We start from the raw sequence: 24,839 nt of genomic DNA, 5'->3' as shown, positions 1-24,839 counted from the left end.
ATAACGGGCCAAATTCAGCGCCATTTCCCGGGTTGCCCGGCTGCCGCTGCCGACCATCGGCCAGCGCAGACCGGCCCACCACCTTCCCAACATTCCAAACAGGCATGTCCGAGAACCTCGACAAACCCCCGGTTCACATCCTGCATCTGGAAGACTCGCGGGTCGACCACGCGCTGGTGAAGTTCGCCCTGCAGCGCAGCAAGCTGCCCAGCGAGGTGGTGCTGGTCGACACGATTGATGATTTCAAGCGCGAACTGCTCACCGGTCGTTTCGACGTGGTGCTGGCCGACTACCACCTGCCCGGCTTCACCGGCATGGACGCCTGGGACGTGGTGCGCGAGATGAACATCGAGATTCCGTTTGTCATCCTCTCGGGCGCCATCGGCGAGACGGCGGCGGTGGACGCGATGCACCGTGGCGTGAGTGATTACTTGCTCAAGGACAGCATGCACCGGCTCTCGCACGTGATCGAACGTGCGATCGAGGTCTCGCAGACCCGACGCGAACGCGCGCGCGCCGCCGAAGAGCTGGCCGAGTCGCGCCGCCGTCTGGCCGAGCTGGCCGAGCACCTGCAGACCAGCATCGAACAGGAACGCGCCGACATCGCCCGCGAGATCCACGACGACATCGGTGGCGCACTGGCCGCCGTGAAGCTCGACCTGGCCTGGGTCGGTCGGCACGAAACCGACCCCGACGTGCTCCAGCACGTGGGCACCGCCATGGAAATGCTGCAGCACGCCCTGGGCGCGAGCCAGCGCATCATGATGAACCTGCGCCCGCCCATCCTCGACCAGGGCCTGGTGGCCGCCGTGCAGTGGCTGGCCGGCGGCTTCGAGCGCCGCAGCGGCCTGCGGGTGACCATCCGCCGGTCGTCCGACCAGATCGATGTGCCCATGGACGTGCAGCTGGTGGCCTACCGCACGGCGCAGGAAGCCCTCACCAACATTGCCAAACACACCCGGGCCACCGCGGTCGAGATCGACCTGAGCGACGGCGAAGGCGTGTTGACGCTGGAAGTCACCGACAACGGCCAGGGCATGGGCCCGGACGCCTTGCGCAAGACCAAATCGTTCGGGCTGCTGGGCCTGCGTGAGCGTGCCGCCAAGGTGGACGGCTGGCTCGACGTGAGCACTTCTCCCCGGGGCACATCGGTCATTCTGTCGGTGCCCCTGACATCACCCAACAAACCGGACAGCGCGGTGAAAGCCGCCGAGGAAGCCCATGATCAAGGTGATTTTGTGTGACGACCACGCGGTGGTGCGACGCGGGATCCGCGACACCATCTCGGAGGCCACCGACATCCAGGTGGTGGGCGAAGCGGGCAGCTACCCCGAACTGCGCGAAGCCATGCGCAAGACCGAGTGCGACGTGCTCGTGCTCGACCTCAACATGCCCGGGCGCGGCGGGCTGGAGGTGCTGGCCGCGCTGAAGGAAGAGGGCTCCACCGCGAAGACGCTGGTGGTGTCCATGTACCCGGAAGACCAGTACGCCATCCGCTGCCTGCGGGCGGGGGCACGCGGTTACCTCAACAAGGCGGGCGAGCCGGCCGAGCTGGTGGCCGCCATCCGCACCGTGATGCAGGGCCGCAAGTACGTGACGGCCGAGGTGGCGCAGATGCTGGTGGACAACCTGCACGCGCCCGAGAGCGAAGAGCTGCACGCCAGCCTGTCGGAGCGCGAACTGCAGACCCTGCAGAAGATCGCCTCGGGCAAGAAGCTCTCGGACATCGCCGAAGAACTCATGCTCAGCCCCAAGACGGTGAGCGTGTACCGCGCCCGCGTGCTGGAAAAACTGCACCTGGCCAACAACGCGGAATTGACCGTGTACGCCATTCGAAATGGCATTGTCTGAAGGCTTGCGGGGCTGTTGGGCAATTGAATGTGCGCCAACGCACATTAATCGATGTCGGGAAACTTGACACTTCTGACAAAATTGAACCGGGCAATTCCGGCCCAATTTGTCAAGTCGTTGGTACATAGAAGGATTCGGTGTCTGGCACGCTAACTGCGTACGGTGGTACCAGTCGGGGGAATTTGATATCCAGAAACCCCCTGACCTTCTCCCAAATCCAACGGAACAACCCCATGATCAAACTTTCCAAAATCGCTGCTGCTGCAGTTCTGGCCCTGTCTTTCGGCGGCGCCCACGCGCTTGTGATCGACAGCTTCACCGTGCCCCAAGGCATGGAGATCAGCGACAAACTCACCGACGGCAACACGGTTTCCGCTGCGCAGGTCGGCGGTGGCGACATCCTGGGCAGCTTCCGTGATGTGTACGTTTCCAAGCAAGGCAACGTGGCAGCCGATCCGAACGCTGGCGTCAGCGCCAACGTCTTCTTGGGTGGTGACGGCGGCACGCTGAGCTACAACGAACAGTCGGGCCAGAACGGCTTTGGCACCGTGCGTTGGGACGGCATCAGCACCGGCGGCGCCATCGACATCGATGGCCTGGGCGGCCTGGACCTGACGGCTTTCGGCACTTCGTTCAAAGTGGACCTGATCCGTGCCGACGCCGGTCTGCCCCTGACGTTCTTCGTCTGGAGCGACGTGATGAACGACAACGTGTACAGCATGTCCTCGCTGATGCTCACGGCCACCGGTGCCGGCAGCTACATCTTCAACTTCTCCGATTTCATCGGTGCCAATTTCGCAGATGTCGGTGCCCTGGAGTTGCAGATCAATGGTGGACAGATGGGTGATCTGGACGCCCAGGTCGACATGGTCAGCGTTGTTCCAGAACCCGGTACCCTGGCATTGGCCGGTATTGCCCTGTTGGGTCTGGGCGCGATTCGCCGCCGCAAGTCCTGATTCCCTGGATTGCAATTCAAGATTGCAATCCGGTTGAATTGAAAAGCAGCCTTCGGGCTGCTTTTTTATTGCCGGTCGAATTTCAATCGGCCAGACAGGCAGATATTCTTTCCTTGATTCATAAGGGATTCGACACCTGAATGCCGCCAGCGCGACAAAAGCGGCTGTTGGCTGGGGAATAATGGCCCATGACCACCGCCTCCTCCATCTGGAGCCCCCTGCGCCAACCCGCCTTTCGCGGTTTGTGGATTTGCGGCGCCATCTTCTTCATTGGCGCCGGCATGCAGACCATGGCGGCGGCCTGGCTCATGGTGGAGCTCACCGGTTCGTCGTTTCTGGCCGCACTGGTGCAAACGGCGGTGTTCCTGCCCATGTTCCTGCTGGCCTTGCCCGCCGGGGTGCTGGCCGACACCACCGACCGCCGGCGCCTGATCTCGGGCGCGCTCATCGCCCAGGTCGCGGCTTGCGCTTTGTTGGCGGCGCTGGTGCTGGGCGGCTGGGGCGGGCCGGGTTCGGTGCTGTTTCTGGTGTTTGTGTGCGGTTGCTGCACGGCGGTGCTCACGCCGGCGTGGAATTCCTCGGTGGTCGACCCGGTGCCGCGCGAGGAGTGGCCGCAAGCCATCACCGCCATCGGCATCGCCTACAACGCCGCGCGCGCCATCGGCCCCACGCTGGCCGGTTTGCTGTTCGCGCGGCTGGGCGCGGGCTGGGTGTTCGTGGTCACGGTGTTCACCACGCTGGTGATGTGGGAGTCCATCCGCCGCTGGCCGCCGCGCGCGCACCCGCCGTCGAGCCTGCCGCCCGAGCGCCTGTGGGGCGGCACGCTGAGCGGCCTGCGCTTTGCTTGGCACTCGCGCATCATCCTGGCGCAGCTGGTGCGGGTCATGGCGTTCAGCGCAGCCGGCTCGGCGCTGTGGGCACTGCTGCCGGTGATCGCGCAGCGCCAGCTGGGCACCGGCGCCGAAGGCTTTGGTCTGCTCATGGGTTGCCTGGGCACGGGTGCGGTGGCCTCCGGTCTGGTCATTGGCCGGCTGCGTGCGCGCTTTGCGCTGGACGCCATCGTGTCGCTCAGCTGCGCGGTGTTTGCCGTGGTCATGCTGCTGGCCGCGTGGGTGCGGGTGCCCTGGGTGGTCTACATCGCCATGGCCTTTGGTGGTGCCGCCTGGATGGCCACCATGTCCACCTTCAACACCGCCACCCAGGCCAGCGCGCCGCCCTGGGTGCGCTCGCGGGCCGTGGCGCTGCACATCGTCTCGGCGCTCGGCGCGTTCGCCATCGGCTCGGCCTTCTGGGGCGCGGTGTCCGACATCGCCGGCCTCACCGCCGCGCTGGTGGCCGCGGGCGTGGTGATGGCTGCCGGCCTGCTGCTGGTGCGGCCGTTTCCGCTGCGCATGGGTGGGCTGCACGAGGTGACGCAGGGCACGCCGTGGGACGAGCTGTTTGTGGTGGACGAACCCAGCCCGGCGGCCGGCCCGGTGGCGGTGGAAGTGGGCTACCGCATCCGGCCCGGGGTGGACCAGGCGTTTCTGGACACCATCGCCCGCATGAAAGCGCCGCGCCGGCGCGACGGCGCGAGCTTCTGGCGCGTCTACCGCGACCTGGGCGAGCCTTCGCGCTACGTGGAGCGCTTCATCGTCGCTTCGTGGGCCGACTACCTGCACCAGCGCGCCCGCGCCACCGTGGCCGACCGCGCGCTGGAAACCGAGATCCGCGCGTTTCTCGCCGAGGGCGAGAGCGCGACCATGTCGCACTACATCGCGGAGCGCTGAGACCGTGTGGCTTCAGCGCGTCGCGTCCGGTGCCAGGTCTTCGTGCAGGCAGAGGTAATTGCCTTCGGTGTCCTTGAACCAGGCCGCCTTCTCCGAGCCCAGCACACACACGTGGTCGATCGTCTTCAGGCCCGGAAAGTCGTAGTTCTCGAAGACCACACCCGCGCGCTGGAGTTCGGCGATGCTGGCGGCGATGTCGGCCACCTGGAAACTGATCGCCGTGTGGTCGGCCCGGGTGCCCTCGGGCTTGGGGAACAGGGCCAGCGTGCTGCCCCCCACCGCATAGACGAACTTGCCGTCGGGCTTGAGGCCACCGGGCTGGAGGCCGAGGCAGCCCTCGTAGAAGGCGCGGGCGCGTGCCATGTCGATGACAGGCAGCATGGTCGTGACGGATGCATGGGTCAACATGTGCAGTCCTTTCACCCGGCTCGACCGGTGTGGGGGCCGGGTCTGCGAGCATAGGCCGAACGCTTGGGCGTGGCCAGTTCCGCAGCGGCCAGAATGCGCCCTGTGCCCATCCCGTTGTTCAACCCCGTTTCTGAAAGACCGACGATGTACCGACGATCCTTGCTCGCCCCGTTGCTGCTCGCACTGGCGTTCACCTTGTCCGCCTGCGGCAAAGCCGATCCTCAGGCCCAGCTGGAAGCCGCGGTGCAGAAGCTGCAGGACAACCTGGAAGCCAAGGACACCAGCGCCGTGATCGACCAGCTCGATGCCGGTTTCCAGGCGCAGGACGGTCTGGATCGCGATTGGGCGCGCAAGACCATGACGCTCATGTTCCTGCGTTATGCCAGCGTCAAGGTGATCGCGGTCACGCGCAAGAGCAGCATCGACCCGACTGCGCCGCAGTCCGGCCTCACCCAGGCGCAGGTGCTGGTCACCGGTGCGCAAGGTTTGATTCCGGAGCGGGCCGAGCCCTACAGCGTGAAGCTGGAATGGCGGTATGTCTCGGACGACTGGAAGCTCACACGTCTGTCCTGGGACTGAAAAAGCATGACGCCCGAACTCTGGTTGTTGGTGGTCGGTGCGGCCGTGGCCGGTTTTGTGCAGGGTCTCTCGGGTTTTGCCTTCAGCATGGTGGCCATGTCGTTCTGGGTCTGGGGCATCGACCCGCGCGTGGCCGCGGTGCTGGCGGTGTTCGGCTCGCTCACCGGACAACTGGTGGCGGTGTTCACCACCCGGCGCGGTTTTCGCTGGCCGGCGCTGTGGCCGTTTCTGGCCGGCGGCGCGGTGGGTGTGCCCATCGGCGTGGCGGTGTTGCCGCACCTCAACGCCGATCTCTTCAAACTGATCCTGGGCAGCGTGCTGGTGGTGTGGTGCCCGGCCATGTTGCTGTCGTCCCAACTGCCGCGCATCACACGCGGCGGGCGCCTGGCCGATGGCGTGGCCGGCGCGGCGGGCGGTTTCATGGGCGGCATCGGGGGCTTCACCGGCGTGGTGCCCACGCTGTGGTGCACATTGCGCGGCATGGAGAAAGACCGCCAGCGCGCCATCGTGCAGAACTTCAACCTCGCGGCCTTGTCGGCCACCATGCTTGGCTATGTGGCCACCGGTGCGGTCACACGCGACATCTGGCCCCTCCTGCCGGTGGTGGCCGTGGCGCTGCTGGTGCCGGTGCTGCTCGGTGCGAAGCTCTATGTGGGTTTGAGCGAGGCGGCGTTTCGCAAGCTGGTGCTGTCCCTGCTGGCGCTTTCGGGCGTGGCCATGCTGGTGGCGGCGGTGCCGCGTCTGCTGGCGTAGGGCCGGTTCAGCGGCTTTCGCCGACCACCTCCCCGGGTTCCGCCACACCCGGGCAGGTGGGTCGGTATGGCTGGTTGCCCAGGTAGGCGCTCCAGGCAGTTGGCCCCAGGTTCAACGACACGCGTTCGCAGGCGCGCGCCACCAGGTCGGCGGGGCGCAGCAACCACACGCGGGTGCGCCCATCGCTCTCGGCGGTGGCGAGGTAGCGGCTGCCGGGACTGAAGACCAGATCGCTCACCGCGGCCAGGCCTTCGAGGCGGCCGGTCTCGGCGCCAGTGGCCAGGTTCCACAGCCGCACCGTGTTGCCGGTGCCCACCGCGAGTTGCTGGTTGTCGGAGCTGAATGCGCAGGCCGGTGCGCCGCCGGTGTGGTCCACCTGCAGCAGCACCTGGCCGTCGGTGGTGTCGCGCACGGCGATGCCGCCGCCGCGGTGCTGGCTGGCCACGCGCCGGGCGTCGGGGCTGAAGCCGCAGGGGTTGATGAAGAAGCCGGAGCGGTCCCTGTCGAGTGCGAAGTCGGCCACGGGTTCCGCGGCCGGCGGCTGCCAGCGCAGCACGCGCCAGGTCTGGCCCGCGCGGCTCACCGGGCCGGGCACACCGGCCAGCACCGATGCCCCCTGCGTGCCCACCGCCAGATAACCCGGCGGCACTTCACCGGGCGTCTTCAGCCGCACGGGCGCGGCCTGCGAACCGCTCCACCACCACACGCCACCGCCTTGAAGCGCCATGGCGAGCGACTGTCCGTCGGGCCCGAGGGCCAGCGCCGACGGTTGTCCGTCAAAGCCGATCTCGCGCACCAGCGCGCCGGTGGCGGTGTCGAGCAGCTGCACTCGCTGGCCGCTCGCCACAGCCAGCACACGGCCGTCGGCGCTGTGGGCCGCCAGACTTGCCTGCGCGGGCAGGGCGCGGCTGGCGCTGGCGGCGGCATCGGATGGGCGGTCCAGCGGCCAGCTGCGCAGCGCCTTGCCGCTCACCGCCTGCAACTGCGTCTCGTCGCTCGTGAAAGCCAGGGTCTTGCGCGCCAGCACCCCGGCCACGTCCAGCACGTCGCTGCCGCCCTGGTCGAGTCGCCACAACCGCACCACCGGACCGCCGGCGCTGGTGCCGGTGGTGGCCAGGGTCCGGCCGTCCGGGCCGAAGGCCAGCACGTCGCGGTCGCGGTGTTCCAGTTGCGCCAGCTCGCGGTCGCGCACGAGGTCGCGCACCTGCAGCCGGTTGTCGCCGGCGCGCCCCACGGCCAGGCGGGCCTGCGGACCGACGGCCATGGCGGAGAAGGGCGGCTCGCCCGCCAGCACGCTGCGCGTCTGGCCCACCGGCCACATTTCCAGACCACCGACCTCGAGGTTGGCCACGAGGTGGCTGCCGTCGGCGCTGAACAGGATCTGCCAGACCTCGCGCTGCGCCGGCTCCAGCGCGACCGGCCGCAGGCCGAGGGCGGGTTGGCGTTCCAGCGCCCACAACTGCACCCGACCGGCGATCAGCAACGCGAGCCAGCGCCCGTCGGGGCTCAGCGCGATGCCACTGGCGTGGGGCAGCTGCGCCACCACGGGCAAGGCGGTGTCGGTGAGGTCGACCACCTGGGTGTGGTCGGGCGTGCTCTGGTTGGTCTTGGCGTCGTAGCGGTCGTAAGACGCCACCAGCACGCGGGCCTGCGCATCCACCGCGAACGCCGTGGCATCGCCGGTGGGGTGTGGCACGGAAGCCCGGGTCTCAAGGCTCAGCGCGTCGCGCACATCGAGTCGACCCCGTTCGCCCAGGTCGGAGCGTGTCACGACAAAGCGCCCGCCGGGCGCGAAGGCCAGGGCTGCGATGGAGGGGGCCGTGATCTCCACAGCAGGGTGCACAGGTTCACCCGCCGCGTTCCAGTGGTCCAGCCGCAGGCCACCGCTGACCAGCAGCACGCTGCCGTCGCCGGGCAGCGCGAGCGCGCGTTCGCCCCGGGGCTCCATGAAGCCCTGGCGCACGGGCCACTGGAGTGGCAGCAAGGCCAGCGCGCGCCGCAGGGCACGGTCGGTCTGCAGGGCCTGCGTGCCCAGGGTGTCGAGCTGGCGCGCCGACTCCGCCGCCAGCAGCAGGCTGCGCTCCAGCGAGGCACCCGGCATGCCCAGCGCCGATTGCTCACGAACCAGGTCGGCATCGGCGGCCAGGCGGCCGGCAATGGCCAGCGTCTGCTGTTGCGCGGCGTTGCGGCGTTCGACGAAGGTGGCCACACCCAGCACGGCCACCACCACCAGGGCCGCACCCGCCGCGCCCAGCACGGTGAGGCGGCGCCGGTCGGCGCTGCGCCGGCTCTGCAGGATGAAGCGTGTCTGCAAGGCGGTGGGGTGCGGGGTCTGCGCCGCGCCCTCGGCCAGCCATCGTTCGGCCGCGGCGAGTGCCGCGCCGCGCAGGGTCAGGCTGGTGTCTTCGCCGCGGCTTTGCCAGTCCACCGCGCGCAGCAGCAGCTGGGTGTGGGCCTGTACGTGCGCCAGATCGGTGTCCACCGCCTGCACCAGCAGGCTCATCGCCGCCTCGAAGTCGTCCTGCTCGCGGCAGTACACCCAGTTCAGACGCGCCAGCGCCTCGGGCACCTCGCTGGCCACCACGTCGCGGCACACCACCGGGATCAGGCGCTTGCCTTGCGCCACGGCGTGTTCGAGCTCCTCGCGGCACACGCGCGAGGCCAGCGAATCCGGCGAGAGCACGAAGGCAAAGGCCTGCGCCGCATCGATGGCGCCGCGGATTTCCTGCATCCATTCGGCAGTGGGCGGGATGCCCTCCCAGTCGACCCAGGTCTGGCGCTCGCGCGCCGCCAGCGCCGCGTGCATGCGCCGCACCGGCCCGATGTCCTTGCGGGAGTACGAGATGAAGACCTCGCTCATGCCGGCATGATCGGCGCGCGGCGCGGCGCGATCAAGTCCCGGCTGCGGTTGTCAGCCCGTCGGCGACATCCCCAGGCGCGGTTCGCGGTTGAGCTTGAAGACAGCGACGGCCTGCACCAGCTGCAGGGCCTGCGTCCTCAGGCTTTCGGCGGCCGCGGCACTTTCTTCGACCAGCGCGGCGTTCTGCTGCGTGACCTTGTCCATCTGGCTGATCGCCTCACCCACCTGGCCCACGCCCGAGCTCTGTTCGCTGGTGGCGCTGCTGATCTCGCCCACCAGGTCGGACACGCGCCGGATCGCGCTCACCACGCCCTGCATGGTGGTGCCGGCCTGATCGGCCAGCGCGGTGCCGCTGGCGACACGCTCCACGCTGGTGTCGATCAAGCCCTTGATTTCCTTGGCGGCTTGGGCGCTGCGCTGCGCGAGGTTGCGCACCTCGGCCGCCACCACGGCGAAGCCACGGCCCTGTTCGCCTGCCCGCGCCGCCTCCACCGCCGCATTCAGCGCAAGGATGTTGGTCTGGAAGGCAATGCCGTCGATCACGCCGATGATGTCGGCGATCTTCTTCGAGCTGTCGTTGATGCCCTTCATGGTTTCCACAACCTTGCCCACCACGTCGCCGCCCTCGACCGCGACCTGGGACGCGTTCAGCGCGAGTTCGTTGGCCTTGTTCGCGTGGTCGGCGGTCTGGCGCACGGTGGTGCCCAGTTCCTCCATCGACGCGGCGGTTTCCTCCAGTGCCGAGGCCTGCTGCTCGGTGCGGGTGGAGAGGTCGGTGTTGCCCTGCGCGATCTGCGCGCTGGCGTCCGAGACCAGCGCTGCGTTGTCCTGCACGTGGCTCACGGTCTGGCTGATGCGCTGCTGCATGGTGCGCATGGCACCCAGCAACTGGCGTGTGTCGTCGTTGCCCACCAAAGCGATCGGCACGGTGAGGTTGCCATCGGCCAGGTGGCCCGCCGCGGTGACGGCCTGGCCCATCGGGATGGACATCAGGTGCGCCACCCACAAGGCGCCGATCACCAGCGCGACCGTGGCCGCGAGCACCGCGATGGTGATTGTCCACAGCGATTGCGCAACGCTGGACGCCGCCGCCTCGGAGATGGTGGCACCGTCTTCCTCGATCATTCCGGAGAGTTTTTCCAGCTCGTCTTCCAGCTGGGCAAAGGTCTTGTTCAGCGCGGGTGTCTGGGCTTCGGCCTGGTCCACGCCCTGCGACGCGCCGCCGACCACCGCCTGGGCGGCCTGCACGTAGAGCTTCACCACCGGCAGGGTGCTGTCGAGCGCCTTTTGCGCGTCGGCGTCGATGCCGGATTCAGAGATCTTCTTCAGTGCCGCGTCGAGTGTGGTGACGTGGTCGTCCAGGTCGGTGCGCGCCGCGTTGATGGTGGCGGCGTCGCCTTTCATCACCGCGAGCAGTGCGCGCTGTGCGTCGCCGCGCAGGGCATCGTGCATCATGTCCGCGAGCTGTGCGGCCTGCAGCGCCTGGCTGGAGAGAGCCGAGGCTTCGACCTTGGTGGCCATGGACGAGACGGCCAGCAGGCCAATGCCACCGGCGGAGGACACCAGCGCGGCGCCAGCCAGGCCGAGGCAAAGGATCTGGGTGCGAAGTTTCATGGGAGTCTCCAGAAAAACGGACAGCGCGGCGGAGGTGCTGGCGGCCCTGGTCCTGAAGGTTTCGACGCGTGGCCGGGCTTGTGAAGCACTGACTGACCGGCGGCGGGCGAAGACGCGTCAGCCGCCCGTGAAGATCTCGGTGGCCAGCTTCATGAGCGCGGCCACCGGCGTATCCAGCATGGGCAGGGTGAAGGCGATGCCCACCAGGCCGGCAGACAGCGTGAGCGGGAAGCCGATGGCAAAGGCGTTCATCTGCGGCGCGATGCGCGAGACGAAACCCAGCACGATGTTGACAAACAGCAGCATGCCGATCATGGGCAGGGCAATCCACAGGCCGTAGCGGAACACCACGGAGCCGAGTTCGTGCAGCTGCATGCGGTTGACCGAATCGAGCGCGCCGCCGCCCACGGGGAAGGTGTTGAAGCTGGCGATCACCGCTTGCAGCAGCATGAGGTGGCCGCCCATCACCACGAACAGCAGCATGGTGGTGTTGCCGAAGAAGCGGCCCACGGTGCTGGACTGCGCGTTGGTGGTGGGGTCGAAGAAGCCGGCGAAGTTCAGGCCCATCTGCAGGCCGATGATCTCGCCCGCGAGCTCCACCGCCGAGAACACGATGCGCACCGCCAGACCGATGGCGATGCCCACCACCACCTGCTGCATGACCACCGAAAACGCCTGCGGGTCGTTGAGCGCCACCATGGGTTGATCGCCCAGCCCCGCCTGTGCGCACACAGCCACGATGAAAGCCAGCGCCACGCGCGTGCGCAGCGGCACCGAGCGCGACGAGAAGATGGGCGCACTGGAAAAAACCGCGAGGATGCGCAGGAAAGGCCAGAACACCGGCGAGACCAGCGCCATCACCTGCGCTTCGGTGAACGTGGGCATGCCTGCTCAGTCTTTCCGGAGCGAAATGTCCAACCCAGTGGCACCGAGGAACCGGCTCTGCCGGGCCTCAGGTGCCGCCCCCTTGAGGGGGTCGCGCGCAGCGCGGCGGGGGTGTTCCATCTAGATGGCGTAGTTGGGGATCGACAAGATCGTGCTGCGGATGAACTCGACCATGGTGGTCATCATCCACGGCCCGGCGATGGCGAACACCGCGATGGCCGCGATCAGCTTGGGCACAAAGGCCAGCGTGGCCTCGTTGATCTGCGTGATGGCCTGGAACAGGCTCACCACCAGACCCACCGCGAGCACCGTGGCCAGCACGGGCGCGGCCACCATGAGCAGCATGAAGAGCGCGTTCTGCGCCATCGTGAGAGCGGCTTGCGGATCCATCAGGCAACCTTTTCCGAAAGAGGGCGGCGGGACGCCGCCGGGCCGCTCCCAAGGCGGCCCAGCCCCCTCGGGGGGCAGCGACCCGTGCAGCGGTGGAGCGTGGGGGCCTTCATTGCGCAAATGAAGCTGCGAGGGAGCCGATGAGCAGGTTCCAGCCATCGGCCAGCACGAAGAGCATCAGCTTGAACGGCAGCGCCACCAGCACCGGCGACAGCATCATCATGCCCAGCGACATGAGCACGCTGGCCACCACCATGTCGATCACCAGGAAGGGGATGAAGATCATGAAGCCGATCTGGAACGCGGTCTTGAGCTCGCTGGTCACGAATGCCGGCACCAGCACACGAAACGGCGCCGTCTCGGCGGTCACCTCGTTCGGCAGCTTGGCCAGCTTGGCGAAGAGTTCAAAGTCGGACTGGCGCGTTTGCTTGAGCATGAAAGCGCGCATGGGCGCCTGGCCGCGATCGAGTGCCTGGTCAAAGGTGATGGCATTGCGCGAGTAAGGTTCGTAGGCGTCGGCGTACACCTTGTCCAGCGTCGGGCCCATCACGAACAACGTGAGGAACAGCGACAGGCCAACGATCACCTGGTTGGGCGGGGCCGACTGGGTGCCCAGCGCCTGGCGCAGGAGCGAAAGCACGATCACGATGCGGGTGAAACCCGTCATGAGCAGCAGCACGGCCGGCAGGAACGAGAGCGCGGTGAAGAACAGCAGGGTCTGGATCGGCACCGAGTAGCTGGTGCTGCCACTGCCCTGGCCAATCATCAGCGGCAGCGAGGGGCCGGCGGCGGCGGGGGCGGAAGGCGGCGTGGGCAGTGGCAGGGCCTGGGCCCACGCGCCGACGGCGCACAGCGCCAGCGCACCAAAGACGAGACCGCCCTTGATCCAAGGGTTAACGGGGCGCATTCGGGGCTTTCATGAGTTGCGACAAACGCGCGGCGAAGCCGGTGGCGGGCGCAGAGGGATCGGCAGGCACGACAGGCAACTCGGCGGGCAAGGGCATCTGGTGCAGCGCGGTCACGCTGCCCGCGGCCACGCCCAGCACCAGGCAGACGCGCTCGGCGCCTTCGCCCACCTGCACCGTGACCACGCGTTGCTGCGGGCCCAGCGACAGGCTGGAGAGCACGTGCAGCGCCGGGCCGCTGTGGCCGGCAATGCCCGGCAGGCGGCGGCGCGCCCACTTCAGGGCGAAGGCCAGGCCCACCATCAAGGCGAGCAACAGCAGCGCGGGCATTGCGTTTTGCAACATGGATCAGGTCCTGCTCACACGCTTCATGCGCTCGGACGGGGTCACGATATCGGTCAACCGGATGCCGAACTTGTCGTTCACCACCACCACCTCGCCCTGGGCGATCAGGTAGCCGTTGACCAGGACGTCCATGGGTTCACCGGCGAGCGCATCCAGTTCAACGATGGAGCCTTGGGCGAGCTGGAGGATGTACTTGATCGGCACGCGGGTGCGGCCGAGTTCCACCGACAGCTGCACCGGGATGTCCAGCACCATCTGGATGTCGTGCATCGGGTTGCCGCTGACATTGCCGGCGCCCGCCGGCACGGTTGTGGCGGTGGCGTCGAACACGTGCGGGCCGTCGCTGGCGCCGCCGCTGGTGACCGCCTGCTCTTCCAGGGCCTGCGCCCAGTCGTCGGCGATGGATTCTTGTGAAGGGGTGTCAGTGGACATGGTTTTCTCCGAGCCAGTTCGTATCGATTCCGCGCAGATTGCGCTCCACGCGAAGTGCGTATTTGCCTTTGTGGGTGCCGTATTGGCCTTCAAAGATCGGCACCCCGTCCACATGCGCCTGGATGGTGGGGTTGCGATCGAGTTCGATGAAGTCGCCGATCTGCATGGCCAGCAGTTGCTCCACCGTGGCATCGGTCTGCGCGAGCTCGGCGACCATGGTCACCTCGGCGGCCTGGATTTCGTGGCTGAGCAGCTTGACCCAGCGGCGGTCGACCTCGATGGCGTCGCCCTGCACGCTGGAATACAGCACGTCGCGAATGGGTTCCAGCGTGGCATAGGGAATGCAGATGTGCAGCGATCCGGTGATGTCGCCGATCTCCAGCGTGAAGCTGGTGGAGACCACGATCTCGCTGGGTGTGGCGATGGTGGCGAACTGGGGTTGCATTTCCGAGCGCTGGTAGGACAGCTCGATCGGGTACACGCCGCGCCAGGCTTTTTTGTACTCCTCGGCCACCACGTCCACCAGGCGGTTGATCACGCGCTGTTCGGTGGGTGAGAAGTCGCGGCCTTCAATGCGGGTGTGGAACTTGCCGTTGCCGCCAAACAGACTGTCGATCACGCCGAACAGCAGCGTAGGTTCGCACACCACCAGACCGTTGCCGCGCAGCGGGCGGATGGCCATGATGTTGAAGTTGGTCGGCACCACGAGTTCGCGCAGGAAGGCGCTGTACTTCTGCACCTGCACCGAGCCCACCGAGATCTCGGGGCTGCGGCGGATGAAGTTGAACAGGCCCAGTCGCAGGTTGCGCGAGAAGCGTTCGTTGACGATCTCCATGGTGGGCATGCGCCCACGCACGATGCGCTCCTGGCTCTGCAGGTTGTAGTCGCGCACCGCACCGGTGGGCGCCTCTTCCTTGGCGAGCTTCTGGCTCTCGCCCGTGACGCCTTCGAGCAGGGCGTCAATCTCTTCCTGGGACAGAAATGCGTCAGCCATGGTGGTGTGTCCGGATCACTGAACGATGAGGCTGGAGAACAGCACGGCCTGCACCGGGTTGGGTGCCGCCTTGGGCTTTTTCTTCTTGGGCGCGCCGGTTTCTGCGGCGGCCGGCTCGGGCATCTCGTAGCCCATCTCGTGGGAGACCGCCGCGATGATGTCCTTGGCCAGTTTGGCTTTGCCCTGCACCTGCAGCATCTCGTCGGCGGTGCGCTGCGAGATCAGCAGCAGCACCTGGCTTCGGATGCTGGGCATGTAGATCTTCACATCGGCTTCGGTCTTGGCGTCCTGAAGCTGCAGGGTGAGGCCGAGTTGAATGAACCGTGTGCCACCGGGGTCCGCCAGGTTGACCACCATGTTCTCCAGCGGCATGAAGACCGGCGCGGTCTTGGGGTCCTTGGCCACGTGGGCCGCCGGCTCGTCGTCGGCGAACTCGTCGTCTTCGGCGGTGTTTTTCTTGAGCACGAACAACGCGCCAGCACCGGCGATCAGCGCCAGCACCACCACACCGACGATGATGAACAGCAGCTTCTTGCTTTTCTTCGGCTTCTCGGCGGGAGCAGCGGTGGCGGTGGCGGCGGCAGCAGACATGGTCATCCTTCAAAGGGCCCCCGCTGGGAGGAGGGCGTCACACGCGGGAAACGTGTGGGGTTTGAAGAATTATTGGGCGGGGGGGTGGGGGCCGGTCGCCGGATAAGCGCCTGAAAAGGCGCTTATTCAACTGTTCAGGCGAACACGTCCAGCGGCTGGCTGCCGTCGGCGCGAGGGCTGATCTGGGCTTGTCTGGCTGGCGTTGCTGCTGATGCGTTGGTCGCTTGTGCCACTCCCCGAACACCGTTCTGCCGCGGTGCGTCGTTGTCACCGCGCGATCCACTTTGACCGTGCGAACCCACCGACACACCACCCAGCTGGATGCCGCTCTTGTTCAGCAGGTCGCCCAGCGACTCGCCCGCGTTCTCGCGCAGCGAGGCGCGCGCTTCGGCGTTGTCGGTCTTGAACGCCACCTGAACTTCCTGCCCCTTCATCGAGAGCTGGATGTCGATGGCTTGTTCGCCCGCTTCGCCGCCCACGCTCAGGCTGGCGTGGCGCAGGTGCTGGGTGCCCCAGTGGGTGACGGTGGGCTCCTCGGTGGCATTCGCGTCGGCGAAGGGGTTGCCGGCCTGGCCGTCGGCCTGGTCAAAGGCGCTGGTGTCCGAGCCCGTGTTGTCCGAGCCCATGTGGGCGTCGCCCGCCGTGGCGCCGGGCAGGGCGTTCGTTCCATCGGCCGTTCGGTGGCTCGCAGTCGATGAGCCATTCAGGCCCAGGCCATCGGTGTTGACATCGCGCAACTCGCTGGGGGCCAGCGGCACGCCAGGCGTGAGACCAAAACGCTCGTTGAGCGCGACGGTGCTGCGCACCTGTGCGCCATGGTTCGCCGCTTGCTGGATCGCCACGGTTTCGGTGCTGGCCAGGGAGGCCTGGCGCCAGGGCGTTCCGGTTGTGGATGTGAATGCAGTCGACACGCCTTCGGAGGCTCGCGTGGGCACGTAGGGCGCACCGGGGCGCACCGCGTTGGCCGGCAGCGCGACCTGGCCCTTGGGGGCTGTCTCCAGCGGCGTCGGCTCCACCGGGGTCATGTCGGCGATATCGATCGTGCCTTCGCTGGCGGTGCCTGTGGCGCGCTCGGTGGCGGCAGCAGCGACAGTAGCGGCAGCAGGGGCTGGCAGCGCTGGGCCTTCGGTGCTGGTGGGCCGGCCCATGGCGTCCTTGCCGCTGCCGGGCAAGCCCCAACCCAGCAGCGCAGCAAAGGGGTTGTCGGTGCCGTCGGGTGATCTGGTGTCGCTGACGGGCGTCTCAGCCGGCGCCGCGCTGCTGAGCGTGGCGGCTTCCGGCAGCACCTGCGCGCTGGCCAGCAAGCCGAGCAGGCTGGCGAACATGTCTTCGCCCTCGGTTTTGTCCTTGGGCGTGCGTGCGTTGGCCTGCGCCGGTTTGGTGGAGCTCTCCACCGGCTTGGGGGCGCTGGCGGTGGCGGTGGTGCTGCTCATGTGCGAAGGCCTTCCTGTTGCGCCCGCGCCAGGCTCTGGCGCAGGTGGATGGCCAGCGCCATCTCGTCTGTGTTTTTCTGGTCCTGGCGCTGCACGCGGTGCTGCACCGCCATCTGCTTGCGTTCGGTGAATTTGCGCAGGCCGGCCACGTCGCGTTCGCACACGTGCACCTGGCCCTGGCAGCGTTCGATGATTTCCAGGCGCTCGCGCAACACGCCGCGCTGGAAGTCCAGCGCGTGGTCGATCTTGGCCATGAACTGGCGGTGGTGCATGAGCAGCGCACCGTCCACACCGGTGGCGCTGCGCACGGCCCAGCGCTGCTCGGCCTCCTGCGCGTAGGACTGCAGCTGGTCCATCTGGTCCTGGGCGATCTGCAGCTCGCGCTGCATCTGGCCCAGTGCGCCCAGCGCCTCGTCGCGGCGCTTCTCGGCGATTTCAACGACCTTGTTGAGCGTCTGGATCGTGGTCATGCCTGTTTGCCTTCATAGGGATTGTGGTGGGGGCGGGACTGGCGCTGGGCGTTGCCGGGTTTGTCTTCCTGCAAGGCGGTCTGCAGCTGCTGCAGGCTCTCGGGCAGGGTGGCGGCTTCGTTCATGTCCTGCATCAAGAAGCGCTGCAGGGCCGGGTACAAGACGATGGCGCGGTCGGTCTCCGGGTCGCTGCCGGGCACGTAGGCACCGAGCTGGATCAGGTCGCGGCTCTTGATGTAGCGTGAGTAGGCGCCGCGGAACTTGCGCGCCAGCTCCAGGTGGACGGCGCCGGCCACGTTGTGCATCACGCGCGAGGCTGAGGCTTCCACGTCGATGGCCGGGAAGTGGCCCGACTCGGCGAGCGAGCGCGACAGCACGATGTGGCCGTCCAGGATGGCGCGCGCCGCGTCCGCAATCGGGTCCTGCTGGTCGTCGCCCTCGGAGAGCACGGTGTAGAAGGCGGTGATCGAGCCGACGCCGTTCAGGCCGTTGCCGCTGCGCTCCACCAGTTGCGGCAGCTTGGCAAAACACGAGGGCGGGTAGCCTTTGGTGGCGGGGGGCTCGCCGATGGCCAGCGCAATCTCGCGCTGCGCCATGGCGTAGCGGGTGAGCGAGTCCATGAGCAGCAGCACGTCGAGGCCGTCGTCGCGAAAGCGCTCGGCAATCGCCGTGGCATAGGCCGCGCCCTGCATGCGCACCAGCGGCGGTGCGTCGGCGGGTGCTGCCACCACCACCGAGCGCTTGCGGCCCTCCACGCCCAGGATGTCTTCAATGAATTCCTTCACCTCGCGCCCGCGTTCGCCAATGAGGCCCACCACGATCACGTCGGCTTTGGTGTAGCGCGCCATCATGCCCAGCAGCACGCTCTTGCCCACGCCGGAGCCGGCGAAAAGGCCGATGCGTTGGCCGCGGCCCACGGTGAGCAGCGCGTTGATCGCGCGCACGCCGGTGTCCAGCGGTGTGCGAACCGGGTCGCGGTCCATGGCGTTGAGGGGTGCGCGGTCCATCGGTTCGATGTCCACGTCGGTGATGGGGCCCATGTGGTCCATGGGGTTGCCGTGCGAGTCGACCACGCGGCCCAGCAGACCTTTGCCCAGCGGCAGGCGCAGCGTGCCGCGGTCGTCGGGCGAGGGCGGTTTGTTGGTCTGGCCCACGCGCGGCACGGTGCGGTAGGGCGCCAGCGGTGTCACGCTCGCGCCGCTGGAGAGGCCGTGCGTGTCGCCGGCCGGCATGAGGAAAGCACGGTCGTTGGAGAAGCCCACCACCTCGGCCAGCACCGGCGGCTTGCTGCCGTTGCCGATCAGGCATTGCGAACCCACCGGGACCTTCAGGCCCACGGCTTCGAGCACCAGACCGGCCAGGCGGGTGAGCGTGCCGCGCACTTCCAGCGGTGTTTCCACGCTGGCGTTGACCCGCACGTCGTCCATGAAGTTGCCCCAGCGGCTTTCGGTGCCGAACGTGCTGTCAGACATCTTCATTTCCCGGGTTCCAGGCCACGTTCATGCCAAGGTTGCCCACGGCGCGCGACCAGCGTTTTTCAATCGTTGCGTCCACCGCCGAGGTGCTGGACTCGATCAGGCAGCCACCGGGGCTGATCTGTGCGTCGGCCACGAACTCGGGCAGCGGGCTGTTGAGCGTTTCCTGCAGCACACCCTTCATGAGCGCGAGGTCGCCCGGGTTCATGCGCACGGTGGCGGGCAGACCGTCGTCCACCAGTTGTGTCAGGGCTTCCGCGATCACCGGCTTCAAATGCTGCGGGTCGCTGGCAATGGCCTGGCGCACCACCTGGCGGGCGAGGTCGCAGGCCAGTTCGAGGATGTGACGCGAGATCTTCTCTTCGCTCTTCTTCAGGTGGTCTTTGGTGTTGTGCAGCAGCTGCGCCATGCGCACCGCGGTTTCTTCGGCGGTCTTGCGCACCGTGGCTTCCAGGGCTTCACGCACCTCCTGGCCACCGGCTTCGTGCCCACGCCCGAAACCCTCGGCATACGCCTGCTGGCGCGCCTCCTGCAGCACCTCACTCGTCACGCCTTCGTTCTTGTCGCTGGCGGGCGCATGCAGGTGCTCGTCGCTGCCGTCCACCGCAGCGAAATGCCAGGCGGCCACGCCTTCGATTTCCTCGCGCGGGATGAAGCGGGAATGGGGGTTGGGTTTGGAGGCCATGGTCAGTTACGCATCCAGGTCATACAAACGCTTCATCTTCGCCACCACCACCGATCATGATCTGGCCTTCGTCGGCCAGGCGGCGCACGATCTTCAGGATTTCCTTCTGCTGCATTTCCACTTCCGACAGGCGCATCGGGCCGCGCGACTCCAGGTCTTCGCGCAGCGCTTCGGCCGCGCGGGTGGACATGTTGGCCAGCACCAGTTCGCGCAGTTCGTTGGTGGCGCCCTTGAGCGAAACCACCAGCGCGTCGGTGGACACTTCCTTGAGCACCAGCTGCACCGACTTGCCGTCGAGCTTGAGCAAATCCTCAAAGACGAACATCTTGTCCATGATCTTCTGCGCCAGTTCGGCGTCGAACTCGCGGATGGAGTCGATCACCGAGGTCTCGATCTGCGAGCCCATCATGTTGATGATCTCGGCCGCGGTCTTCACACCGCCCATGGAGGTCTTGCGGATCTTGTCGCCACCGGCGAGCACCTTGAAGAGCACCTCGTTCAAATCTTTCAGGGCGGTGGGCTGGATGCCTTCGAGCGTGGCGATGCGCAGCATCACCTCGTTGCGGGTGCGTTCTGTGAAGTTCTTCATCACACCGGCGGTCTGGTCGGATTCAAGGTGCACCAGGATGGCGGCCACGATCTGCGGGTGCTCGTTGCGCAGCAGTTCGGCAATGGAGGCCGGGTCCATCCACTTCAGGCTCTCGATGCCCGAGACATCACCGCCCTGCAGGATGCGGTCGATCAGCAGCGAAGCCTTGTCGTCGCCCAGCGCGCGCTTGAGCACGGCGCGCACGTAGTTGTCGGTGTCGGACACCAGCAGGCTCTGCGAGGAGGCCGCGCCGGTGAACTTCTGCATCACCTGGTCCACACGGTCGTGCGAAACCGATTTCGTCTTGGCGATCGTCTCGCCAAGCTTCTGCACTTCCTTGGGGCTGAGGTGCTTGAACACCTCGGCCGCTTCTTCCTCGCCAATCGACATGAGAAAGATCGCGGCGTCCTGGATTCCCTGGTCTTCCATGTTCTTGTTCCTTGTCTATGCGAAGAAAAATTCGGTCGGAGCGGCGTGCCCCCTACCAGGGGCACCGAGGATCTGGCTTTGCCAGGCCTCAGGTGCCGTCCCCCTCCCGCCGAAGGCGAGAGAGGGGGAAGCCGCGAAGCGGCGCAGGGGGTGGCGCCGGCTCATGCCGGCGCCTCACCATTGACCCAGCCCTTGACGATGTTGGCGACGGCCATCGGGTTTTCGAGCGCCAGGCGCTTGGCATCGGTGAGGCGGATGCTTTCGGGCGTGGGTTCGTTGCTGGGCATCGGCAGACCCGGGCGCTCCGGCGCTTCGTTGAGCATGGCGCTCAGGGGCTGCAGTTCGGTCTGGTCCCGGCGCACCACGGGCGTCTTGAGCAGCTTGAGGCCCGGGCGCACCATGCCCATGAGCACCAGCAGGCCCAGACCCACCATGCCCAGCGGCCAAGCCAGGCCACGCAGGAACTCCTGATTCTCGGCCTGCTGCCACCACGCGATGGTCTCCACCTCGCTGGTCTTCTCCACATTGAAGGGCGCGTTGACCACGTTGACCGAATCACCTCGGACCTGGCTGAAGCCGATGGTTTCGCGCACCAGGGCCGTCATCTGCTCCAGCTGCGCCGCCGGGATGGCCACGGTGGTCTCCTTGCCGGCCTTGTCCACGGTGGTGCGGTGGTTGATCACCACGGCAGCGCTCAGGCGCTTGATCTGGCCGCTGGACTCGCGCACCACCTTCACCGTCTTGTCCACCTCGTAGTTCACCACCGACTCGCGGCGCATGGAGCCGGGCTTGTCGGTTCCACCCTGGGCGGCCACGCCCACGGGCGCGGCGGCACCGTTGATGGGGGCGGTGCCGGTGGCGGGCGGCTGGTTGGTCACGGCACCGGGTACGCCGGCGGGCTGGGCCGCGCCGGGTGAGCCGTCTTCCACGGTCTGCTGGCTGCGCACCGCGCTGGTGTCGGGGCTCTGGTTGGGCTTGTGCTCTTCGCTGGTCGACTCGACCAGTGAGAAGTCCACGTCGGCGCTCACCTGCGCCTTCACGTTGTTGCGGCCCACCAGTGGCTCCAGCATGTCCATGATGCGGCGCGTGTAGAGCTGTTCGATCTGCTGGGTGTACTGCAGCTTCTGCGTGTCGGCGCCCTGGGCCTGTGCGTCGGCCGGGGCCGAGAGCAGGCTGCCCGCGTCGTCCACCACGCTCACCGCCTTGGGGTTCATTTCGGGCACGCTGCTGGCCACCAGGTGCACGATGCCGGCCACCTGCGCGCGGTCCAGCGTGCGGCCGGCGTGCAGGGTCAGCAGCACGGAGGCGCTGGGTTTTTGCTGTTCGCGGAAAAAACCGTTCTGGTTGGGCAGGGCCAGGTGGATGCGCGCGCTCTGCACGGAGGAGAGCGACTGGATCGAACGGGTGAGTTCGCCCTCCAGGCCGCGCTGGAAGGTGAGCCGCTCCTGGAACTGGGTCATGCCGAAGCGGTTGGCTTCCATCTGCTCGAAGCCCGAGATCGAACCCTTGGGCAGGCCTTGCGAGGCCAGGCGCAGGCGCGTGTCGTGCACCTTGTCGGCCGGCACCAGGATGGCCTGGCCACCCTCGGCGTGTTTGTAGGGCACGTTCATCTGCGAGAGCTGCGCCACGATGGCGCCGCCGTCCTTGTCACCCAGGTTGGCGTAGAGCACGCGGTACTCGGGTTGGCGGCCCATGAAGAAGAAGGCCAGTGCGATCGCCAGCAGGGCGAGTGCGCCCAGACCGAGCTTGATCTTCTGGGCCTGGTCCATGCGCGAGAGGCCTTCGCCGAAAGCGCTGCGGCTCGCGGGCTGGAGTTCTATCGGTGCCAGGGTGGTGCTCATGGGTGCAGGGCTCGGGTAGAAGGTCGGTTTCGGGACGATGTACATCCCGTTGCAACCGATTATTCGGCCCCACCCCCTGCGCCATACCCATGAAAAGGCCGTGCTTTGTGCCCTTATTCCCGCCGCGTCAGCGGTGCCCGCCGCCTAGCATCAAGGCGTCAACTTTTGTCGAAGGATTCAGCCATGGACATGCGCATCTCTCCCCTGACCAGTCAGGCACTCACCGGCATCGGCCAGACCCAGCTCAAGCGCCCCGGTGGCGTGGGCGGTGCCGAGGGAGGCATTGCCGCCAGCTTCAAGGACGCCCTCAAGAGCGTGAGCGCTTCGCAAGACGAGGCTTCGCGCCTGCAGACCCAGGTGCAACTGGGCAACCCCAAGGTGAGCCTGGAAGAAACCATGCTGGCGATGCAGAAGTCGCAAGTGGGTTTCCAGGCCACGCTCCACGTTCGAAATCGAATGGTTCAGGCCTACACTGACATCATGAACATGGGGGTCTGACCCCCCCTCTGTTCAATGCATGGGCTGCGGCTGATTTCTATCGATCAGTTGAGCCAGGTCGTTCAACCACGGCTCGGCCAGATTGCGGATCTCGGCATCCGTGCGCAGGATGCGCTGCATGATCTTCGTCTTCTCTTTGCGGTCTTCCGGCGCCAGTGCGTCGGTCTTGGACTTGTAGCGCAGTTGGGCAATCAGCACCGCGCACGCGCCCTCAAGCCGCACCACCTGGTCCCAGTTCTCCGTCTTCGCCGCGTCGAGCATCTGGCTGCTCGTGCGTTCGATGGCTTTGTAGTAATCCAGCAAGCTGTGCTCCATCTCAGGCTCCCTGCAGGGCGCCGGTTCGGATCTGTTTCCAGGAATCCGCCAGCGGTTCGATGAGGTTGAGCACCTCGTGAATCGGTGCCGCGTCGTCGCGCAGGTTGGCCAAGGTGAGGCGCTGCACGCTGTATTCGTACAGACCCTTCAGGTTGCCGGCCAGTTCCCCGCCTTCCTGCAGGTTCAGACCGGCCTTGAGGCCCTCTTCGATGATCCGGATGGCCTTGCCGATGGCGGTGCCCTTGCTGACCACGTCCTGGCGTTCCATGGCGCCGCGCGCCAGGTTCAGGCTCTGGATCAACGCGTCGAACAACAGACTGACCAGCTGGTGCGGGTCGGCGGTCTGCACGCCGGTGTCGACGGACACACGTTTGTAGGTGGAAGCTGCGCGGGTGTTGACAGAGGTGAACATGGCTGGGTTTCCTGGTGGCTTATACCCATCTGTATCGACAACCAGCGGGCGGACTGTAGGCATGAGCGGCGGCATTTGCGGGGAGAAACGTGTGCTTTACACCGTCTTGCACAACACGATCAGCGCAGCAGGGACAAGACGCCCTGTTGAGCCTGGTTGGCCTGGGCCACCATGGCGGTGCCGGCCTGCTGCAGGATCTGGGCGCGCGAGAGGTTGGAGGTTTCCTTGGCGAAGTCGGCGTCCACGATGCGGCCGCGCGCAGCGGAGATGTTCTCGCCGGTGATCTGGATGTTGGCCACGGCGTTCTCGAAGCGGCTCTGCAGGGCACCGAGGTCGGCGCGAGCCGAGTTGATGGTGGTCAGTGCCTTGTCGGCGATCGTGATCGCCCGGCCTGCGCCGATCACGTTGCTGACGTCCAGGTCTTCCAGCTGGTGGACCGGGAGACCTGCGGGGCCACCAAACAAGCCAAAGGTACTGAGACCCGCGGCGCTGCTGGTCCCCGCGTCGATGCTGAAGCCCGCTGCTGCGCCGCTGCTGTCCACCCATTCGGTGATGGAGTCGAGCGACATCTGGGCGGTATTGGGGACCGCGCGCGCGATCAACCCGGTTTCCGAGGTCGCAGCGTTGAAGGCTGCCTCCAACTTTTTCGTGACCTGCGCTGCCGTGTCGCCCAGCGCAACCTCCACATTCCCCACAGGGATGATGTTTCCCTTCGGGCCGGTCACCGATATGCCGGTGATGGTGCCAGCCGCAGTGGCCGTTCCTGTGGCCCAGGTCATTCCCACCGTGGCGAGGAATGTGGCGCTCCCGAGACTCTCGGCGCGCACGTCAGCCGTGCTCTGGACAGAGATCGCCTCACCGGCGTTGGCCCCGACCTGGAATGTGGCGTTGGCGAACGAACCGTCGAGCAGCTTGGTGCCGTTGAAGCTGGTGGTCTTGGCCACGCGGTCGATTTCCGAGCTCAGCTGTTTCACTTCGGCTTGCAGAGCCGTGCGGTCGCTGGTGTTGTTCGAAGCGTTGGCCGACTGCACGGCCAGCTCACGCATGCGCTGCAGCATGTCGCCCACTTTGCCCAGTGCGCCTTCGGCGGTCTGCGCCAGCGAGATGCCGTCGTTGGCGTTGCGGGCAGCCACGTTGAGGCCGCGCACCTGGGCGTTCATGCGCTCGGAGATGGCGAGGCCAGCGGCGTCGTCCTTGGCGCTGTTGACGCGCAGGCCGGATGAGAGGCGCTGCATGGAGGTGGCCAGCGAGCTGGAGGTGGTGCCCAGGTTGCGCTGGGCGGTCATGGACATCACGTTCGTGTTGATGGTGGTCATGGGGCGACTCCTGTGGCGTGAAAGCTGGGTGGTTCGACGGGCGA

At 66.9% G+C, this 24,839-nt stretch carries 26 protein-coding genes; 7 read left to right on the top strand and 19 right to left on the bottom strand.

All coding sequences use genetic code 11. The features are described from left to right. Positions 1-104 precede the first annotated feature (104 nt). The 4 genes from BSY239_RS15955 (at position 105) to BSY239_RS15940 (ending at position 4,576) form a co-directional block, all read left to right on the top strand. The gene (locus BSY239_RS15955) at positions 105-1,244 is read left to right on the top strand and encodes a hybrid sensor histidine kinase/response regulator (protein ID WP_069047658.1); all 1,140 of its coding nucleotides are present in this window, start codon (positions 105-107) and stop codon (positions 1,242-1,244) included. Further along, positions 1,222-1,851, top strand: a complete 630-nt coding sequence (locus BSY239_RS15950; RefSeq protein WP_069047657.1) for a response regulator — start codon at positions 1,222-1,224, stop codon at positions 1,849-1,851. Before BSY239_RS15955 ends, BSY239_RS15950 begins: the two co-directional genes overlap by 23 nt. A 233-nt stretch (positions 1,852-2,084) precedes the next feature. Continuing rightward, positions 2,085-2,807 carry a PEP-CTERM sorting domain-containing protein gene (locus tag BSY239_RS15945; RefSeq protein ID WP_069047656.1) on the top strand — a complete coding sequence of 241 codons (723 nt, stop codon included), beginning with the start codon at positions 2,085-2,087 and terminating at the stop codon, positions 2,805-2,807. A 188-nt stretch (positions 2,808-2,995) separates the two neighbouring features. Continuing rightward, positions 2,996-4,576, top strand: a complete 1,581-nt coding sequence (locus tag BSY239_RS15940) for an MFS transporter (RefSeq protein ID WP_069047655.1) — start codon at positions 2,996-2,998, stop codon at positions 4,574-4,576. A 12-nt stretch (positions 4,577-4,588) separates the two neighbouring features. On the opposite strand, the gene BSY239_RS15935 is transcribed toward BSY239_RS15940, so the two are convergent. Then, complete coding sequence (locus tag BSY239_RS15935) at positions 4,589-4,984, bottom strand: VOC family protein (protein WP_069047654.1); 396 nt, start codon at positions 4,982-4,984, stop codon at positions 4,589-4,591. Between the two features lie 144 nt (positions 4,985-5,128). On the opposite strand from BSY239_RS15935, the gene BSY239_RS15930 reads away from it, so the two are divergent. Together BSY239_RS15930 and BSY239_RS15925 are read left to right on the top strand one after the other, a co-directional pair. After that, positions 5,129-5,563 (top strand): hypothetical protein, encoded by a 435-nt coding sequence (locus BSY239_RS15930; protein WP_069047653.1) that lies wholly within the window; start codon positions 5,129-5,131, stop codon positions 5,561-5,563. Positions 5,564-5,569: 6 nt separating this feature from the next. After that, complete coding sequence (locus BSY239_RS15925; protein WP_069047652.1) at positions 5,570-6,316, top strand: sulfite exporter TauE/SafE family protein; 747 nt, start codon at positions 5,570-5,572, stop codon at positions 6,314-6,316. Positions 6,317-6,323: 7 nt separating this feature from the next. Here BSY239_RS15925 and BSY239_RS15920 read toward each other — a convergent pair whose 3' ends face one another. The 15 genes from BSY239_RS15920 to fliF all read right to left on the bottom strand — a co-directional run bounded on the left by BSY239_RS15920 (position 6,324) and on the right by fliF (position 22,254). Further along, positions 6,324-9,176 carry a toll/interleukin-1 receptor domain-containing protein gene (locus BSY239_RS15920; protein WP_069047651.1) on the bottom strand — a complete coding sequence of 951 codons (2,853 nt, stop codon included), beginning with the start codon at positions 9,174-9,176 and terminating at the stop codon, positions 6,324-6,326. Positions 9,177-9,227: 51 nt separating this feature from the next. Continuing rightward, positions 9,228-10,790: a methyl-accepting chemotaxis protein gene (locus tag BSY239_RS15915; protein ID WP_069047650.1), complete on the bottom strand. Its 1,563-nt coding sequence runs from the start codon at positions 10,788-10,790 to the stop codon at positions 9,228-9,230. Positions 10,791-10,907: 117 nt separating this feature from the next. Beyond that, positions 10,908-11,675 carry a flagellar biosynthetic protein FliR gene (gene fliR / locus BSY239_RS15910; protein ID WP_069047649.1) on the bottom strand — a complete coding sequence of 256 codons (768 nt, stop codon included), beginning with the start codon at positions 11,673-11,675 and terminating at the stop codon, positions 10,908-10,910. Positions 11,676-11,795: 120 nt separating this feature from the next. Further along, positions 11,796-12,065 (bottom strand): flagellar biosynthesis protein FliQ, encoded by a 270-nt coding sequence (fliQ, locus tag BSY239_RS15905; protein WP_069047648.1) that lies wholly within the window; start codon positions 12,063-12,065, stop codon positions 11,796-11,798. 109 nt (positions 12,066-12,174) lie between these two features. After that, positions 12,175-12,972, bottom strand: a complete 798-nt coding sequence (gene fliP, locus BSY239_RS15900) for a flagellar type III secretion system pore protein FliP (protein WP_083240013.1) — start codon at positions 12,970-12,972, stop codon at positions 12,175-12,177. Further along, positions 12,959-13,315 carry a FliO/MopB family protein gene (locus BSY239_RS15895; RefSeq protein ID WP_156775505.1) on the bottom strand — a complete coding sequence of 119 codons (357 nt, stop codon included), beginning with the start codon at positions 13,313-13,315 and terminating at the stop codon, positions 12,959-12,961. Before BSY239_RS15895 ends, fliP begins: the two co-directional genes overlap by 14 nt. 3 nt (positions 13,316-13,318) lie before the next feature. Then, positions 13,319-13,747 (bottom strand): flagellar motor switch protein FliN, encoded by a 429-nt coding sequence (fliN, locus tag BSY239_RS15890; protein WP_069047646.1) that lies wholly within the window; start codon positions 13,745-13,747, stop codon positions 13,319-13,321. Then, entirely contained in the window at positions 13,737-14,741 is a 1,005-nt protein-coding gene (gene fliM, locus BSY239_RS15885; RefSeq protein WP_069047645.1) for a flagellar motor switch protein FliM, read from the bottom strand. The genes fliN and fliM overlap by 11 nt, the downstream gene beginning before the upstream one ends. Before the next feature lie 15 nt (positions 14,742-14,756). Beyond that, entirely contained in the window at positions 14,757-15,332 is a 576-nt protein-coding gene (locus tag BSY239_RS15880; RefSeq protein ID WP_069049033.1) for a flagellar basal body-associated FliL family protein, read from the bottom strand. A gap of 134 nt (positions 15,333-15,466) precedes the next feature. Continuing rightward, complete coding sequence (locus BSY239_RS15875) at positions 15,467-16,765, bottom strand: flagellar hook-length control protein FliK (RefSeq protein WP_069047644.1); 1,299 nt, start codon at positions 16,763-16,765, stop codon at positions 15,467-15,469. Next, positions 16,762-17,235, bottom strand: a complete 474-nt coding sequence (gene fliJ / locus BSY239_RS15870) for a flagellar export protein FliJ (protein WP_069047643.1) — start codon at positions 17,233-17,235, stop codon at positions 16,762-16,764. Before fliJ ends, BSY239_RS15875 begins: the two co-directional genes overlap by 4 nt. Beyond that, positions 17,232-18,707, bottom strand: a complete 1,476-nt coding sequence (gene fliI, locus BSY239_RS15865; RefSeq protein WP_069049032.1) for a flagellar protein export ATPase FliI — start codon at positions 18,705-18,707, stop codon at positions 17,232-17,234. The genes fliJ and fliI overlap by 4 nt, the downstream gene beginning before the upstream one ends. Then, positions 18,700-19,395, bottom strand: a complete 696-nt coding sequence (locus BSY239_RS15860; protein ID WP_069047642.1) for a FliH/SctL family protein — start codon at positions 19,393-19,395, stop codon at positions 18,700-18,702. Before BSY239_RS15860 ends, fliI begins: the two co-directional genes overlap by 8 nt. Before the next feature lie 19 nt (positions 19,396-19,414). Then, positions 19,415-20,413 (bottom strand): flagellar motor switch protein FliG, encoded by a 999-nt coding sequence (fliG, locus tag BSY239_RS15855; RefSeq protein WP_069047641.1) that lies wholly within the window; start codon positions 20,411-20,413, stop codon positions 19,415-19,417. A gap of 161 nt (positions 20,414-20,574) precedes the next feature. Further along, a complete protein-coding gene (gene fliF / locus BSY239_RS15850) occupies positions 20,575-22,254 on the bottom strand; it encodes a flagellar basal-body MS-ring/collar protein FliF (RefSeq protein ID WP_069049031.1) in 1,680 nt (559 codons plus the stop codon). A 183-nt stretch (positions 22,255-22,437) separates the two neighbouring features. On the opposite strand from fliF, the gene fliE reads away from it, so the two are divergent. After that, positions 22,438-22,752: a flagellar hook-basal body complex protein FliE gene (gene fliE / locus BSY239_RS15845; protein WP_069047640.1), complete on the top strand. Its 315-nt coding sequence runs from the start codon at positions 22,438-22,440 to the stop codon at positions 22,750-22,752. Positions 22,753-22,764: 12 nt separating this feature from the next. Here fliE and BSY239_RS15840 read toward each other — a convergent pair whose 3' ends face one another. The 3 genes from BSY239_RS15840 to BSY239_RS15830 all read right to left on the bottom strand — a co-directional run bounded on the left by BSY239_RS15840 (position 22,765) and on the right by BSY239_RS15830 (position 24,795). Continuing rightward, a complete protein-coding gene (locus tag BSY239_RS15840; protein ID WP_069047639.1) occupies positions 22,765-23,067 on the bottom strand; it encodes a flagellar protein FliT in 303 nt (100 codons plus the stop codon). 1 nt (position 23,068) lies between these two features. Continuing rightward, entirely contained in the window at positions 23,069-23,479 is a 411-nt protein-coding gene (gene fliS / locus BSY239_RS15835; protein ID WP_069047638.1) for a flagellar export chaperone FliS, read from the bottom strand. A gap of 119 nt (positions 23,480-23,598) precedes the next feature. Then, positions 23,599-24,795, bottom strand: a complete 1,197-nt coding sequence (locus tag BSY239_RS15830) for a flagellin (protein WP_069047637.1) — start codon at positions 24,793-24,795, stop codon at positions 23,599-23,601. Between the last annotated feature and the right edge of the window lie 44 nt (positions 24,796-24,839).

The sequence above is a fragment of the Hydrogenophaga sp. RAC07 genome (assembly GCF_001713375.1).
GTDB lineage: Bacteria > Pseudomonadota > Gammaproteobacteria > Burkholderiales > Burkholderiaceae_C > Hydrogenophaga.
This window is presented reverse-complemented; position numbering and strand designations above follow the sequence as displayed.

Coding starts and splice junctions, on each gene's coding strand:
- BSY239_RS15955 (WP_069047658.1), top strand. CDS start 105: ATGTCCGAGAACCTCGACAAACCCCCGGTTCACATCCTGCATCTGGAA.
- BSY239_RS15950 (WP_069047657.1), top strand. CDS start 1,222: ATGATCAAGGTGATTTTGTGTGACGACCACGCGGTGGTGCGACGCGGG.
- BSY239_RS15945 (WP_069047656.1), top strand. CDS start 2,085: ATGATCAAACTTTCCAAAATCGCTGCTGCTGCAGTTCTGGCCCTGTCT.
- BSY239_RS15940 (WP_069047655.1), top strand. CDS start 2,996: ATGACCACCGCCTCCTCCATCTGGAGCCCCCTGCGCCAACCCGCCTTT.
- BSY239_RS15935 (WP_069047654.1), bottom strand. CDS start 4,984: ATGTTGACCCATGCATCCGTCACGACCATGCTGCCTGTCATCGACATG.
- BSY239_RS15930 (WP_069047653.1), top strand. CDS start 5,129: ATGTACCGACGATCCTTGCTCGCCCCGTTGCTGCTCGCACTGGCGTTC.
- BSY239_RS15925 (WP_069047652.1), top strand. CDS start 5,570: ATGACGCCCGAACTCTGGTTGTTGGTGGTCGGTGCGGCCGTGGCCGGT.
- BSY239_RS15920 (WP_069047651.1), bottom strand. CDS start 9,176: ATGAGCGAGGTCTTCATCTCGTACTCCCGCAAGGACATCGGGCCGGTG.
- BSY239_RS15915 (WP_069047650.1), bottom strand. CDS start 10,790: ATGAAACTTCGCACCCAGATCCTTTGCCTCGGCCTGGCTGGCGCCGCG.
- fliR (WP_069047649.1), bottom strand. CDS start 11,675: ATGCCCACGTTCACCGAAGCGCAGGTGATGGCGCTGGTCTCGCCGGTG.
- fliQ (WP_069047648.1), bottom strand. CDS start 12,065: ATGGATCCGCAAGCCGCTCTCACGATGGCGCAGAACGCGCTCTTCATG.
- fliP (WP_083240013.1), bottom strand. CDS start 12,972: ATGCGCCCCGTTAACCCTTGGATCAAGGGCGGTCTCGTCTTTGGTGCG.
- BSY239_RS15895 (WP_156775505.1), bottom strand. CDS start 13,315: ATGTTGCAAAACGCAATGCCCGCGCTGCTGTTGCTCGCCTTGATGGTG.
- fliN (WP_069047646.1), bottom strand. CDS start 13,747: ATGTCCACTGACACCCCTTCACAAGAATCCATCGCCGACGACTGGGCG.
- fliM (WP_069047645.1), bottom strand. CDS start 14,741: ATGGCTGACGCATTTCTGTCCCAGGAAGAGATTGACGCCCTGCTCGAA.
- BSY239_RS15880 (WP_069049033.1), bottom strand. CDS start 15,332: ATGTCTGCTGCCGCCGCCACCGCCACCGCTGCTCCCGCCGAGAAGCCG.
- BSY239_RS15875 (WP_069047644.1), bottom strand. CDS start 16,765: ATGAGCAGCACCACCGCCACCGCCAGCGCCCCCAAGCCGGTGGAGAGC.
- fliJ (WP_069047643.1), bottom strand. CDS start 17,235: ATGACCACGATCCAGACGCTCAACAAGGTCGTTGAAATCGCCGAGAAG.
- fliI (WP_069049032.1), bottom strand. CDS start 18,707: ATGTCTGACAGCACGTTCGGCACCGAAAGCCGCTGGGGCAACTTCATG.
- BSY239_RS15860 (WP_069047642.1), bottom strand. CDS start 19,395: ATGGCCTCCAAACCCAACCCCCATTCCCGCTTCATCCCGCGCGAGGAA.
- fliG (WP_069047641.1), bottom strand. CDS start 20,413: ATGGAAGACCAGGGAATCCAGGACGCCGCGATCTTTCTCATGTCGATT.
- fliF (WP_069049031.1), bottom strand. CDS start 22,254: ATGAGCACCACCCTGGCACCGATAGAACTCCAGCCCGCGAGCCGCAGC.
- fliE (WP_069047640.1), top strand. CDS start 22,438: ATGGACATGCGCATCTCTCCCCTGACCAGTCAGGCACTCACCGGCATC.
- BSY239_RS15840 (WP_069047639.1), bottom strand. CDS start 23,067: ATGGAGCACAGCTTGCTGGATTACTACAAAGCCATCGAACGCACGAGC.
- fliS (WP_069047638.1), bottom strand. CDS start 23,479: ATGTTCACCTCTGTCAACACCCGCGCAGCTTCCACCTACAAACGTGTG.
- BSY239_RS15830 (WP_069047637.1), bottom strand. CDS start 24,795: ATGACCACCATCAACACGAACGTGATGTCCATGACCGCCCAGCGCAAC.